We start from the raw sequence: 13,656 nt of genomic DNA, 5'->3' as shown, positions 1-13,656 counted from the left end.
AAGCAACTGGGCGGGCTGTCCAGAAAAAGCTCTCAGCTGCAGGCTCTGACCAGGCAGAAAAACCGACCCTCGCTGTACCTGGAAGGCGGCGCCCTGCTCTTCAACCGGGTTCTGATACCAGGCAGGCTGCTGGAACCGGAAAAAATCACGGCCAGGGCCATTGCCAGGGCAGAAGTACTCATGGGATGCCGGGCTGCAGGCATAGCACCACATGACCTGGCCGCCGGAACAGACTTTCTCCGCATCCTGGAAAAAGAAACCGGACTGCGCTGGCTGTCGGCCAACCTGGTCGAACCAGGGAACGGGAAACCGATCTTTACCCCATTCCTGATCACCGAAATCGGGACACTGCGGATCGGGGTTGCAGGGCTCAGCGGTCCTCCCCCGGCAAGAGTCGAACCGTCAGGTTCATGGAAGGTTGCCGACTGGCGCAAAATTCTGCCGTCTCTGATACAAACCCTGGAAGAAGAGACAGACATGATCATATTGCTCTCCAGCTATCCGCCCGGGGAAAATGAAAAGATCGCCCGGAGTTTCGACACCATCCATATCCTGCTCCAGGCCGGACATGGTACCTCCAACATGCGGCCGAAAAAAATAAACAATACCCTGATACTCCGGACCGGAAGCCGGGGCAAGTATCTGGGCATGCTGGAAATCAACTGGAACAGCAGCAAAAAATGGGGCCGCAGCCTGAATGAGCAGATCCGCGAAACCACTCGCCAGCAAGACCGGATCTCCTGGTATATCGGGCGAATGAAAAAGCGCTATCCGGCCGAGACCCTGACGACAAACAGGCGCTACCAGGAGCTGACAGGACAGCTCAGAAAAACAGAGGAAAAACTGCGGGAACTGAAGCAAAAAATGACTCAAGGGGGGCAGGAACCATGCAGCTTCACCAACAGGTTCATCGCCCTTAAGCCGGAAATTCCACCTGATCCGGGTATCCAGGAGATCGTGGATCAAGCTCGTCGGGAAGCCAACCGGTTGAACCTGGAGATCGCCCGCTCCGAACGACGCCGCCTGAAAGAGAAAAAAAACCTTTCACCCCAGGCCCAGGCCCTGCGCTCCCTCTCCGGCTGGAAGACCTGTCGGACCTGCCATCGGCTGCAGACATCATTCTGGCAGCAGACCGGACATGCCACTGCCTGGCAGACCCTGCAAAAAAAGAACCAGGAGCATAATCCATCCTGCCAGAAATGCCACGTTACTCTGCCCTCTTACGCCCTGAATCCTGACCTGACCAGGGAAATCCTTGTCCGGATGGATACCGAGTTGAAAACCGTGGGCTGCGAAGCGTGCCACGGCCCATCACGAGGCCACGCCGACGCACCGGACAAGTTCAATCCCAACCTGCCGACGGAGGCCACATGCCGGCAGTGTCACCAAGGCGACCACGACGACACTTTTATCTTTGCCGACAAGGTCATGCGTATTCGCTGCCCGGCAACAAAAAATCCGTAGACCGAACAAACAAAAAGGGGGATGGCCCGGGCCATCCCCCTTTTTATTCCACTGCTTATCCTGTTACTTAGCAGCCAAAAGCCTTCTGCAGATTCGGGATGGTCTGCTTCTTGCGGCTCATCATGCCTTCGATCCACATGGAATCGCCTTCCAGCTTGGTGCCGAATGCCTTTTCGATCAGGGCCGGATCGTCGGAAACAACCATCAGATCAGTCCCTTCCTTAACGACATCTGTAAGCATCAGCAGGATGGTATGATGTCCGCCGGCTGCCTTCTGCTCTTTCATGGCATTGAGGAGGTCATCGCGAATATCAGCTACCTGGTCCAGGGTGGCAAGCTCAAGCTGACCACAACCCACCTTGTTACCATTCATGTCAAAGTCTTTGTAATCACGGTTGAGCAGATCCTTGGCCGGAACGCCCTCAACACCGCTCTTGGCTTTCAGCATATCCATGAACAGGCCGTCGGTATCCTCGACTCCGGCAATTTTTTTGAGCTCCTCCACAGCCTGCTTGTCTTCATCGGTGCAGGTGGGCGACTTGAAGTTCACCGTATCGGACAGGATGGCGGCCAGCATCAGGCCGGCAACCTTGGGATCAATGGCGACCCCTTCGATGTTGTAGAGCTGGGTCAGAACAGTGCCGGTGCAGCCCACGGGCTTGACGCAGCAGAAAATCGGATTATTGGTGGTTACATCACCGATCTTATGATGATCAACAATGGCAACAACCTCTCCATCGCCGAGATTGTCCGGGGCCTGAGCCAGGTCACTGTGATCAACCAGAGCGATCTTCTTGCCGGTGGCATCGGTCATGGTCTCGGGAACGGAAACGCCGAAACGTTCGAGCACGACCACGGTTTCGGGGTTCAGGTCGCCCTGAACAACGGGAATAAAATCCTCACCCTTGGCCTTCATCAGCTCGGCATAGGCAATGGCAGCGGTGACTGAGTCCGTATCCGGGTTTTTGTGACCTACGACATAGACAGACATGGTAAATTCCTCCTTCGTTCGATGAATTGGTATGTACGCAAAACGTCTAAAAGACCTCCAGACATGCTGCCACTTCTCTGAATGAGAATTCATTATATGACAACATAAAACAGGTGAATCTTAGTCCTTTCCAGGTGCAGCGTCAAGGGTAAAAAGGTTAGAATCCCGTTAAGATAAACCCTGTCAAACAGACATATAATCAATCATGAACCAGAGAAATCATTTCTCCGTAAACCCCGGGACCGATTTCCCCGCTCTCCAGGTGATATGGTTGTCGAGCTTTGCCAGCTTACAGCGGTTTGTACCTGCAGCAGCCAAAGGGATTTTTTCCTTTTCCCTTCTTGGCCGGGATTTGCTACATTAGGGCATAATAAAGTGGTATTTTGTACACTTTTCCTGATCCTCCGTTCAGGACCCCCATCGTTTCAGGCACCCCATGAGCGAAAACGAACGAAGAAAACAAAAGGTCTCCCGCCGGAAAAAATCCACCCGGTGGCCGATAATCTGGCTTGGCTGCCTTTTCCTGGCCGGACTTGCTGTCGCTCTTGGCATGTACCTGATTAGAGATCAGAAAACCGCCTCCCTGGTTTCGCGACTCGAAGAACCTCTGGAAACACCTCCTGTACAACAGACACCAGAGCCACCTTTCCAGGAGCCTCTGACAGCGCCGGAACCTCCGGTACCTGACCTTGAATCCGGGGTCCAGCCACAACCACCCCGGACCAGGGAAGAAAAAATACAGAACCAGCCACCTCCAGCCGACGAGCTCCCGGCGCCACGCCCTGTTCTGACCAGAGAGCAGCAGGAGTGCAACGAACTTGCCCTGAGGCTGCGCGATTTTTTCACCAGCCTGGACAAAAAGGAGTACATCAGGGAATTCCAGCTTGGCAAACCTTCCCAGGATTATTTCCGCGATCTGGCAGCCAAGCTGCTCGATAACCCGCCGGTGGTGTCCAGGGAATATGATGACCTCTACACAATGCTCAAGAATATGGCCCACTTCTTCCGAATCATCGGCAAGAACAACATTCTCCTTCTCAAGGCCATCTTTGACCGTGAAGGAGACCGGGTGGAAGACGTGGCAGCGGACATCTACCGCTTTGCAACCCTTGAGTGCAAAAACAACCGGTTCTCCTTTGTTCTGCCCCTGGACAAACTCTATGAATATGCCGGTTTTTTCCTCAATACCATCGGCGGACGCTCCTACCTCTTCCGACGCGACTCACAGCTGCGACTGCTGGTGAACTACTACTCCACCCTGATCATCGACTGGGCCAACCGGGAAGATGCCAACCGTTACGGCATCGACATCCGGCAGGTCCTCCCCCAGCTGATCCGGGAAATCGAAACCAGTAACCAGCTGGTGTACAAGGAGACGTACCTAGACAAGCTCTATGAGCTCAGGGAACAGTACCAGTAAAAGAGGATGGGAGGAACCCGGGGAGATTACCGGCAGCCAGAGAAGCCGGTGAGTCGGACGCAGATGTGAGGAGAAAATAAAAAAGGCCGGGACTCCCGGCCTTTTTTATACCATTGCTGACTGCCACCCCCAGGTCAGCACGCCGATCCGTCAGGGTGAATACGTGCCTGGAACCAGTCTCAGTCCCTGCTGCTGCCAAAAAACCGAAGCAGCATGAGAAAGAGATTGATGAAGTCAAGATACAAAGCCAGAGCACCGATGATAGCCCCCTTGCGAATGGCAGACTCGCCCTGATCCATAATGCCCTGTTCGCCTATCATCTTTATCTTCTGAACATCCCAGGCCGTCAAACCGACAAAAACCAGAACCCCGATAACTGAAATGGTCCAGTAGAGGCTGGAGCTGTTCAGGAAAATATTGACGATGGACGCCAGGATGATACCGATCAACCCCATGAACAGAAACGAGCCCATGCCGGACAGATCACGTTTGGTGACCATACCATAAACGGCCATGGCCCCGAACATGCCGGCGGTGATCAAAAAAGTCCCGCCGATGGAGGCCTTGGTGTAGGCGAGGAAAACGGTGGACAGGGTCAGGCCGTTGAGCACCGAATAGCCCAGAAAGAGTCCGGTGGCTGTCGCAGCCTGGATCTTGTCGATCCGGGCGGAGAGAAAGAAGACCAGGCCCAGTTCCGCGATCAGCAGGATCATGAACAGAGGGGTGCCGATAATGGCCATGGCCAGCCCGGTCTGGGCAGTGAAAAAAGCCACCACGCCGGTCAGTCCAAGGCCAATGGCCATCCAGTTGAAGACCTTGGCCAAAAATATGGTCGAGGCCTCCTGCCGCGCTTGCGCAACAGTTATTGTGCTGGTACCGTACTGCGTATTCGTTTGCATGATAACAAGCTCCTTGAATTCACATATTGTGTTTTTTGTGTTTTTTGCTACAGAAGTATTCACGCCTTGCGGGACTATTTTAATCACTCCTGCACGAAAGGCAACAAACAGTTTCAGGTGACGCATGAAGATAGCTATCAGCGGTAAGGGAGGAGTCGGAAAAACGACCATCATGGCCCTGCTGGCCCGGGAATTCCGCCGGACAGGGCGGGAGGTTCTGATCATCGATGCCGATCCGAGCCCGCATATGGCGGAAACCCTCGGCATCAGGGACATTGAGCGGGCCCGGCCCATTGCCGACATGACAAAACTGCTGGCCGAACGGGCTGGCAAGACGCCGGGATCTCCTTTCTACCAGCTCAATCCCCAGGTGGACGACCTGCTCAAGGATTTCATGATCGAACAGGACGGATTCAAGCTCATGGTGCTTGGCGCCGTGCAGACCGCCGAAGGAGGCTGTGCCTGCCCGGAGAATCATGTTCTGCGCAAGATGCTCAAGAAGCTGCTGCTGACCGCCAACCAGGCTGTACTCCTGGACATGGAGGCCGGGATAGAGCACCTGGGCCGGGGCACGGTGGCAGGAGCTGACCATTTGCTCATCGTCGTTATCCCTTCCCGCTCCAGCATCCGCACTGCCCTGAAAATCCGCAAGCTGGCCAAAGACGTCGAGATTCCACGAATCTCCTTTATTGGCAACCTGATACGGGACGAAGAAGATAAAACCTTCCTGCGCCAGGGGCTTGGCGAGGAACCGGTGGCCTTTTTCCCCGATGCCGCCGCCATCCGCCGGGCGGAACGGGCCGAGGAACCGATAGTCGATATCGAAGACGGGCTGGACAAGGCCCCGCAGCAGCTGCTTAAGGCCATCCTTAAGGGTTACGGAGAACCTGGCATCAGGTGACACATCCCGATCTCCTCCTGCTGTTGCGGATAACCGGAATTCCAGCTCCGCGATCAGTCTTTACGAGGATCGTTCTCCTGCCAGATGCCGTCTCTTAAAATCTGGTACGGTTTGAAGGAAGCCTTGTAGCGCATGGCCTGGACCTGTTCTATCCAATAGCCGAGATAGAGGATGGGGATTCGGTGACTGCGACAGAAGTCGATCAGGTAGAGAATATTGAAGGTGCCCGGACTGCGCCGGCTTTCTTCGGGATCAAAATAGAAATAGACTGCATTGAGCCACTGATCCGAGGCGTCGACAACAGCAACCCCAAGGAGACGGTCTCCGATCCGGTAGCGGATCTCGAAACAACGGGTCAGCGAGGTGAGGAAAAAGCCGGAATAATAACTCTGCGCGTCACTGCTGCCATCGGGAAAACGGACCTGGAGAAAACGGTCCAGCAGGGCCAGGTTTTCCGGGCTCATAGTCAGCGGCGCCACCCCTGCGGTCACATCCCTGTTCTTTTTCCACGCCCGCTTCTGGTTCCGGTTGGGCCGGAACAGAAAAGGGTCCAGACGGATAGGCACGCAGCTTTTGCAATCAGGACAACGCATGCAGTACATGCAGTTACCGTTGCGCCGGAAACCGTTTTCCAGGAAACGGCCCATGGTTGCATCGTCCAGGGGACCGAACAGGGCCTGATGATAGACCGCCTGGTACTTAAGGCCGTACGGGCAGCGTGTGGAGATATCGACAAAATACCTCTCCAGTTCAGCACCGATTCCCCTGTTGCGGCTGCCTGCGTTTTCCCGAACCGTCATGCCTCGTATTCCATCTCCCGGGGCAACACCTGACCGGCCCGGAGAGAAAATGTGATGTGCGTTGAAAATGTTTCAGGCGATGATCCCGCTCAAGGGCAACACCATCGCCTGGGCCAGCCTAAACCAATCCCTGGTCCAACATGGCATTGACCACCTTGGTGAAGCCTGCGATATTGGCTCCGGCCAGGTAGTTCTCCTTCATGCCGTATTCCTCGGACGCATGGAGACAGGTCCGGTGAATGGAGTGCATGATCTGCCGCAGCCGGCTATCCACCTCTTCCCTGGGCCAACCCAGCCGCATGGAGTTCTGGGCCATCTCCAGCCCGGACACCGCGACACCGCCGGCATTGGCCGCCTTGCCCGGACCGTACATCACGTTGCTGTCGAGAAAGACGTCGATGGCCCCGGGAGTGGACGGCATGTTGGCCCCCTCGCTGACCAGGGTCACCCCATTGTTGACCAGGTTTCGGGCATCTTTCTCGCACAGTTCGTTTTCCGTTGCACAGGGCATGGCGCAGTCAGCCTTGTGGTTCCAGAGCGGATTATGATCAAGGGAGGGATCATGTTCAGTATACACAGCACTGGAATATTTCTCCACGTATTCACGAATCCGGCCCCGGCGGATGTTTTTGAGCTGCTTGACAAAGGCCAGCTTGTCCGCATCGATCCCTTCTTCATCATAGATATACCCCGAAGAATCGGACATGGTCACCACCCTGCCCCCCATCTCCAGGATCTTTTCCGTGGTAAACTGGGCCACATTGCCTGATCCTGAAACCAGACAGGTCTTGCCCTCAAGGGTCTGACCCCGTTCCTGGAGCATCTCCGCAGCAAAGTAGACCACCCCGTAGCCAGTGGCCTCGGGTCGGATCAGGCTGCCGCCCCAGGCCAGGCTCTTTCCGGTCAAAACCCCGGTAAACTCGTTGGAAAGTTTTTTATACATTCCAAAAAGGTAGCCAATCTCCCGGGCCCCGACCCCGATATCACCGGCCGGAATATCGGTATTGGGGCCAATATGACGGAACAACTCGGCCATGAACGACTGGCAAAAACGCATGACCTCACCGTCCGAACGCCCCTTGGGATTAAAGTCTGACCCTCCTTTGCCGCCCCCCATGTTGAGGGTGGTGAGCGAATTTTTAAAAACCTGCTCAAAGGCAAGAAACTTGATGATGGACAAGGTCACGGAGGGATGAAAACGGAGCCCGCCTTTGTAAGGGCCGATGGCACTGTTCATCTCCACTCTAAATCCCCGGTTGACATGGACCTGCCCCTGATCATCCATCCAGGGGACCCGGAACATGATAACCCGCTCCGGCTCGGTGATCCGGTCGACCACCGCCTGTTTGCGATATTCCGGGTTTCGTTCCAGCACGGGACGAACACTTTCCAGCACCTCCTGTACCGCCTGGTGAAATTCAAGCTCATGGACATCGCACTGGTAGACCCGCGGTTTCACCTCATCCATTGTTTTCTCCTTTAGTCATATTATCGCTTGCAGCAAGTGCCACCGCTCTGGCGCTCCGCCCGTCAACTTTCAATTCAAAAGGCGTGGCGGAACGAACGTGGCGTACATGGCCGGTTTCCCGGACAGTCTCAAGTTGATGGACCCAACCCCAGTCGATACCTCCCCGTTCTCCCCCCTTCCCCCTGGCGCAGTCATTGCTCTCCACCATCAGATAAGGAATACCAAGGGACGTGATGTTCTGAAAAAAATGAGACCCCTGGGACGGTTCGGCCTGGAGTCCGCAGCCCTGGAGTTCGACAATGGCCCCTACCCCGGATATATCCCCCCAGAGAACCGGTATGCCCAGCCAGGGATCGGCTGTGCCCCATCGCCCGGGCCCCATCAGCAGGTAAGGGCGCTGCTCCCGGTGCAGTTCCCGGTTGATACGGCCGACTTCAGATGCGATCTCCCTGGTGGCGGCGGCATCGAATTTGTCGGGTATCACGTAGACGATATCCGAAATCCCGGTGTAAAGACCATGCCCCAGGGCTTGAGAGGAGCGAAGAACGGCCTCTTTCCATTCCCGGCCGGATATCTGCACCCGACGGCTTTCGCCGGTGGTGACTATGGGACGGATCTGAAGGAAATAGAACACGCTTCTGGCCGGATCCTCGTCCAGGTCCACGGCAAATTCAATTTCCACCTCACAACCCATGCCCTCGCGGCCAAAAGCGAGCAGTTCCCTGAGAATTTTCGGCAGCGGGTAATGACCGTACTTGAGGATGGAGGCAAAGGTCAAGACCTTGGGGCCCGGAAGGTCGGCGTCGCGGATACGGTGTTCGTCCGGAAAATATGTGGACGAAAGAATGCGGACCGGATACTCATCGGCAGCCTCATCGACACTGCGACGAACCAGGTTGTTTTTACGCAGAGAAAACAGAGCATTACGGGAGCAGTCCAGGCTGTAGAACCAGGCCTGACTGTTTTGCAGCATGTCGTCTACCGTGGAAAACTGCGGCAGGTGTTCGGGCCAGGCTGGAGAAAAGCGCAGACACCGTTCGCCTTCGACAACGGTCTTGCCGAACCCGAGCGCCACGTGGACGATACCGTCCTCAGAACGCATGGGCGCTACCGGATAGTAGTTGAAGGACTGAGCCACGCCGGAAATGGCGGGGTAGTGGTACTCACCATAACGGCGACCAGCCACCTGCTGGATAATAACGGCCATGGAATCCTTGCGGGTCTGGCCGATGGAACGGGAGAAGGCCCGCGGTCCTTCAAACCAGGTGGAGGCGTAGACCAGCTTGACCGCCCGCACCAACTGACGCAGCCGCTCTTCGAAATCCTCACTGTCGTTGATCAGCATGAAAGTGTTGTAGAGCCCGGCATAGGGGCGAAACTGCGCATCTTCAAGCATGCTTGATGAACGGACAGACAGGGGATAGTGAATCCGGGCAAGCCAGGCCCGCAGGTCTTCCTCGAGCCAATCGGGTAACCTGGCCTGGAGAAACTGCTCAGCCACCAGCGAATCATCGGGTTCGTCGGGTGGTGAGAGGCGGTTGATCCGAACGAAATCGTCAAAGCCGTCATTGGTTATCACGCAGGTCTGGGGAATGGTCACCGGCATGGCGGCCAGGGCCGATTTCTGGTGAATGGCCTGCTGGAGCTCTGAGGCGACAAAGGCGATTCCCCGGGCCTTGCCGCCCATGGAACCGTGACCGATGCGGACGAAATCGGTGATATCGGGATCAAAACCGTTGCGGGAGAACTGGGCCACCACTCCTTTCTGGCGCAGTTTACGCAAGGCATGGACCTTGGAGACCAGATCCTCGCGCAGATCTTCCCCTTTCTCGATCCCGGAAAAATGGTGTTTATGCAACCTGGAAGCCAGAGCGATCTCGGCCCGGGCCATGACCCAGTTGGAGAAATGGTTGTGGGCCGCATGGTAGCGCAGGGAGGCTTCAGGTACCGTGCGGAGCATATGTTCAAACTGGCGCAGGGAGGAAGCCCGGCCCAGCTCGGTCCCGTCGGGCATACGGAAGACAAAATCGCCAAACCCCAGGTAGGTGAGAAAAAAGTTATGGATTTCCTCTCGAAGATTACTGGAACTCTTGCTGATAAAGCCGGCCGGAATCATCCGGGCCAGGGCACTGTTTTTCTCCTCGGTACTGAGCATGAGGAGAGCCAGATCCTTCATCTCCCTCCGGAAGATCCGTACCAGCTCAAACCCGGCTCCGTCGGTCAGCTTCCCACCCATGGGAAAACGGACATCGGAAATAACGGCAAATATGTAGGGATGGTAACGAACAAAGAGCTCCAGGGCCTCTTCGAACGTGGAGGCACACAGGATCTTGGGCCGGGCCCTCATTTTCAGGAGCCGGTGCTGTTCGTTGAGGCCCTCGGCCAGGACCGACTGGGTCTGAAGGACCACCTCATTATAGAGAATGGGCAGAATGGTGGAACGGTGCAGCGGGGAATCTTCGACCAGGAGAATGATACGGACCATAGCCCTCCTGGTGTCATAATCCACGTTGACCCGGTCCTCGGTATTCTTGATGATGGCCAGCAGCAGATCGGAATCACAGCACCAGACATACGTATTGTCGATGCCGGAACCATTGCCATTCATGCCGCCGGGCAGGGTATCGCGGACCGAATGGGCCAGGAGGATAACCGGTAACTCGGGATGGTGCTGCTTAACCCGGTCACCGAAACTGTAACCATCCATGCCGCCGAGATGGGGCATGGTCACCACCAGGTCAAAACGACCGGAATCAAGCAGCTCCAGGGCCTGTTCACCTGTGGGAACCCTGGTAATACGAGGCGGCTCGCTCAGGTTAAGCCCATGGTATTCGTTTATGATCCGCGAAGCCAGGCTGCCGTCCTCTTCCATGATATAGGCATCATAGGGACTGGAAACCAGCATGATCTCCCGTACCTTGAACGCCATCAGTTCATGGTAGATCTTGAAATGCGGATCAAAGCCGCTGATATACTGCCCACCTGACACCACTATCCCTTCACCTCCGGGAAAAACAGCCAGTACCCGGCCTGACGACCCTCATAACTTTGTCTTACTACAGACCTTTTATATCTGTCGAACTTTTTTCTTCCATGTACATGGTTTTCCCAGCCTGGGACACCAGATCCAGGTGAGAATAAGATTTTTTACTTGATCATTGGCGCAAATTAGAGAATGATTATTATAAATTATTCTCAGAATCTCCACGGATCCTGTCCGTTGACATATTTTGCATTATCAGCATGTCCCATAAACCATCCCTGACGACCCAAAGGAGGTGAGAAACTGTCGTATCGCGGGAGCCTGAAAAAAGACAAATATTGAAAATTCAGGAGGAGAGATATGCGAAATGCACTGCAACGGATCCTGCCAATGCTTTTTTGTGCCTGCTTCGTGACCTGGGCCCATAATGCACCGGCAAAAGAAGCACAAACCATTGACGAGCTGGTCGCCATGTTCGATGATTCAACCTGCGCTCAATGCCATGAAGAGATCTATGACCAATGGCAGTCTTCCTGGCATGCGCAGGCCGTGGTTTCTTCGCTCAAGGGCATGCGCAACTTCATCGTCATCGGCCTGGCCAAGGAGTGGAAAACCAAACCCAGCAAAGCCCAGCTTCTCAAGTGTCTTGACTGCCATGCCCCGGCTGTGAACTATGCCTCGGAAAAACTGGCGCTGGAAATCGGTCAGCTCATCGTAACCGCCTTTGACAAGAAAGACAGCCCGGCCGGTAAAAAGGCCCGGACCGAGCTGGCCAAACTCAAGGTCGGATGCCTTTCCTGTCACAACATCAAGGCCACCGCCGTGACCCGTGGTCTGCACGGACCGCCGATCAAAGGCGCTATTTACGGGCCCGAGGGTATTATGGCCGAGGACGACGACGGACATGATTCCATCGAGACAGTAGACATGACCAGATCGGCATTCTGCATGCAGTGTCACGGCCGATACAAGGCGCCGGACGGCGAAACCATACAGTGCAATACCCTTTCCGGCAGTTACCAGAACGCCTACATCAGCCAGGGCGGCAGCCGCAGCTGTCAGGACTGCCACATGAAAAACGGGCACACCTTCCCGGGCGGCCATGACCTCGACACCGTCAAAGAAGGACTCTCTTTTGATGTTGAGGTGACCCCCTACCGGCATCTGCCCGGCAAGATCAAGGGCGTCAAGGACAACAAGGCCTGGGTACCCAGCGTGGTGGTCACTGCGAAGATTACCAACAACACCGGACATCGTGTTCCGGATGGCTGACTCTGGTCCGGAAAAGTGGTCCTGGAAGTGATCGCAAAGGATACAGAGGGTAAGGAACTGTTCAAGGCTGACAAAACCTGGTTTGAAATCGGCGTGGACCTGGATCGCGACATGCGTTACGGCGCATGGCAAATCAAGGAGATAATCGACTTGACCCTGCCACCCATGGAAACCCAGAAGGAACGATACCTCATCCACTTTGACACTGATACCGAGGAAGTGCTCCTGGAAGCCCGCCTCTGGTACTATATTAGTGGCGGCAAGGGAGACATAGTCCATTCTCAGACCAGAAAACTGGTCTTTGACTGATTAGAGAAAAGAGAAACAACAACCGGAGCGGGCCTGCGGGCCCGCTTTTCTTTTACCAGGACGGATTCTGCGAAGAAAGGTCCTTGAGCTCGTCCGGAGTGTTGACGTTGCGCCAGCAGGAATGCAGGTCTGGCGGCGGCGCGGGGGTGACAATCCCGGGCGTTCCGGCAAGCCTGCTGATCCGCGGTGATCCTACCAGGGCGAGCTCCTCAAGAAGTGGTCGACAGCGGAAATCATAGAGAGCCAACAGCGGCTCCACCCGCCCATCCTGTTCGAGATCCGGCAGGACGGCCCGGATACCCGGGGAGCGCTGATCAAGCAGCCACCGCAGGGCCCCGGCCCGGATACCTGGTTGGTCGCAGGCTGTCACAAGCCAGGATACGGCCGGCTGCCAGCGCAACACCGACAGGATCCCCGCCAGGGGTCCGGCCAGTCCCGGGGCGTCCGGAACCCGAGGAAGATGAGCAAGGGAGTCCGGCAGATCGCCCCGGCCCGAGATAACCACCTGGTCAACACACTGCTCCAAAAGACGGACCGTCCTTTCCACCCAGGTCGTGCCATCACTTTCAATGAGATGTTTGGGGCGTCCCATGCGAGTGCTGCGCCCGCCGATCAGAACGCAGCCCCAGACCTGCGGTCGTCGCCACTGGTTCGCCAGCCAGCCGTCGATCCACTCCAGCACCCAGTCAACTGTTGCCTGTTCCCGGTCAAGGATTTGCAGGACAGGGCCTCTGTTCCCGGCCGGTGGAAGAACCCCGGCCTCGCCGGAAAGCCACAGTTTCGGGACGTCGGTGGTCCCGTGCCCCTCCACCAGAACAAGATCATAGCGCAGGCACAGTCTCCGGAGCAATCCTTGAAGATCACCGGCCAAATGAAACCGGCTGAAATTGAGATCCCCCAGAACCCAGACATCAGCCCCGGCCTGGAAAAACCGGTCACTGTCCTTGCCTGGCCTGTCCACCCGGACCTTGATGGCATCGTGCTTGAGCACGACCAACTGCAGGCCCCGAGCCAGCAACTGTGGAATCAGGGTCTCGATCAGGGTGGTCTTTCCTGAACCGGAACTGCCGCATATCCCCAGCACCGGCAACCGCTCCAGAGCTGTCTCGAAGTCGTTGTGCATACAACTTCCGCCTGACAGCAACACCC

At 56.0% G+C, this 13,656-nt stretch carries 10 protein-coding genes; 4 read left to right on the top strand and 6 right to left on the bottom strand.

The genetic code is table 11. The annotated features are described in order from the left end of the window. The first annotated feature begins 6 nt into the window (after nt 1–6). Nucleotides 7–1,464 carry a UshA-like (seleno)protein gene (locus tag ACXJJY_RS01110; protein WP_456384919.1) on the top strand — a complete coding sequence of 486 codons (1,458 nt, stop codon included), beginning with the start codon at nt 7–9 and terminating at the stop codon, nt 1,462–1,464. Nucleotides 1,465–1,531: 67 nt separating this feature from the next. Here the strand turns inward: ACXJJY_RS01110 and ACXJJY_RS01105 are convergent, their stop codons facing one another. Beyond that, entirely contained in the window at nt 1,532–2,455 is a 924-nt protein-coding gene (locus ACXJJY_RS01105; protein WP_456384816.1) for a manganese-dependent inorganic pyrophosphatase, read from the bottom strand. 436 nt (nt 2,456–2,891) lie between these two features. Between ACXJJY_RS01105 and ACXJJY_RS01100 the strand changes: the two genes are divergently transcribed. Then, on the top strand, nt 2,892–3,875 hold the full coding sequence (locus ACXJJY_RS01100) for a hypothetical protein (RefSeq protein ID WP_456384815.1): 984 nt from the start codon (nt 2,892–2,894) through the stop codon (nt 3,873–3,875). 179 nt (nt 3,876–4,054) lie between these two features. Here the strand turns inward: ACXJJY_RS01100 and ACXJJY_RS01095 are convergent, their stop codons facing one another. Continuing rightward, complete coding sequence (locus ACXJJY_RS01095) at nt 4,055–4,774, bottom strand: Bax inhibitor-1/YccA family protein (RefSeq protein ID WP_456384814.1); 720 nt, start codon at nt 4,772–4,774, stop codon at nt 4,055–4,057. A gap of 124 nt (nt 4,775–4,898) precedes the next feature. Between ACXJJY_RS01095 and ACXJJY_RS01090 the strand changes: the two genes are divergently transcribed. Continuing rightward, on the top strand, nt 4,899–5,675 hold the full coding sequence (locus ACXJJY_RS01090; RefSeq protein ID WP_456384813.1) for an ATP-binding protein: 777 nt from the start codon (nt 4,899–4,901) through the stop codon (nt 5,673–5,675). Between the two features lie 53 nt (nt 5,676–5,728). Here ACXJJY_RS01090 and ACXJJY_RS01085 read toward each other — a convergent pair whose 3' ends face one another. From ACXJJY_RS01085 to ACXJJY_RS01075, 3 genes are all read right to left on the bottom strand, one after another. Then, a complete protein-coding gene (locus tag ACXJJY_RS01085) occupies nt 5,729–6,475 on the bottom strand; it encodes an arginyltransferase (protein WP_456384811.1) in 747 nt (248 codons plus the stop codon). Between the two features lie 118 nt (nt 6,476–6,593). Then, nucleotides 6,594–7,943 carry an NADP-specific glutamate dehydrogenase gene (gene gdhA, locus ACXJJY_RS01080; RefSeq protein ID WP_456384809.1) on the bottom strand — a complete coding sequence of 450 codons (1,350 nt, stop codon included), beginning with the start codon at nt 7,941–7,943 and terminating at the stop codon, nt 6,594–6,596. Continuing rightward, nucleotides 7,936–10,935 (bottom strand): PEP/pyruvate-binding domain-containing protein, encoded by a 3,000-nt coding sequence (locus ACXJJY_RS01075; protein ID WP_456384807.1) that lies wholly within the window; start codon nt 10,933–10,935, stop codon nt 7,936–7,938. The genes gdhA and ACXJJY_RS01075 overlap by 8 nt, the downstream gene beginning before the upstream one ends. A 381-nt stretch (nt 10,936–11,316) precedes the next feature. Here ACXJJY_RS01075 and extKL point away from each other — a divergent pair, with 381 nt between their 5' ends. Further along, nucleotides 11,317–12,507 (top strand): multiheme c-type cytochrome (seleno)protein ExtKL, encoded by a 1,191-nt coding sequence (gene extKL, locus ACXJJY_RS01070; RefSeq protein ID WP_456384918.1) that lies wholly within the window; start codon nt 11,317–11,319, stop codon nt 12,505–12,507. A gap of 52 nt (nt 12,508–12,559) precedes the next feature. Here the strand turns inward: extKL and mobB are convergent, their stop codons facing one another. Beyond that, complete coding sequence (gene mobB / locus ACXJJY_RS01065) at nt 12,560–13,630, bottom strand: molybdopterin-guanine dinucleotide biosynthesis protein B (RefSeq protein ID WP_456384805.1); 1,071 nt, start codon at nt 13,628–13,630, stop codon at nt 12,560–12,562. Nucleotides 13,631–13,656 lie beyond the last annotated feature (26 nt).

The organism is Desulfolithobacter sp. (genome assembly GCF_054025815.1).
Note: the sequence above shows the minus strand (reverse complement) of the source record. Positions and strands in the feature narration are given on the sequence as shown.

Excerpts from the sequence above, each read along its gene's own strand:
- ACXJJY_RS01105 (WP_456384816.1), bottom strand. The coding sequence starts at position 2,455 with ATGTCTGTCTATGTCGTAGGTCACAAAAACCCGGATACGGACTCAGTC.
- ACXJJY_RS01100 (WP_456384815.1), top strand. The coding sequence starts at position 2,892 with ATGAGCGAAAACGAACGAAGAAAACAAAAGGTCTCCCGCCGGAAAAAA.
- gdhA (WP_456384809.1), bottom strand. The coding sequence starts at position 7,943 with ATGGATGAGGTGAAACCGCGGGTCTACCAGTGCGATGTCCATGAGCTT.
- mobB (WP_456384805.1), bottom strand. The coding sequence starts at position 13,630 with ATGCACAACGACTTCGAGACAGCTCTGGAGCGGTTGCCGGTGCTGGGG.
- ACXJJY_RS01085 (WP_456384811.1), bottom strand. The coding sequence starts at position 6,475 with ATGACGGTTCGGGAAAACGCAGGCAGCCGCAACAGGGGAATCGGTGCT.
- ACXJJY_RS01095 (WP_456384814.1), bottom strand. The coding sequence starts at position 4,774 with ATGCAAACGAATACGCAGTACGGTACCAGCACAATAACTGTTGCGCAA.
- ACXJJY_RS01090 (WP_456384813.1), top strand. The coding sequence starts at position 4,899 with ATGAAGATAGCTATCAGCGGTAAGGGAGGAGTCGGAAAAACGACCATC.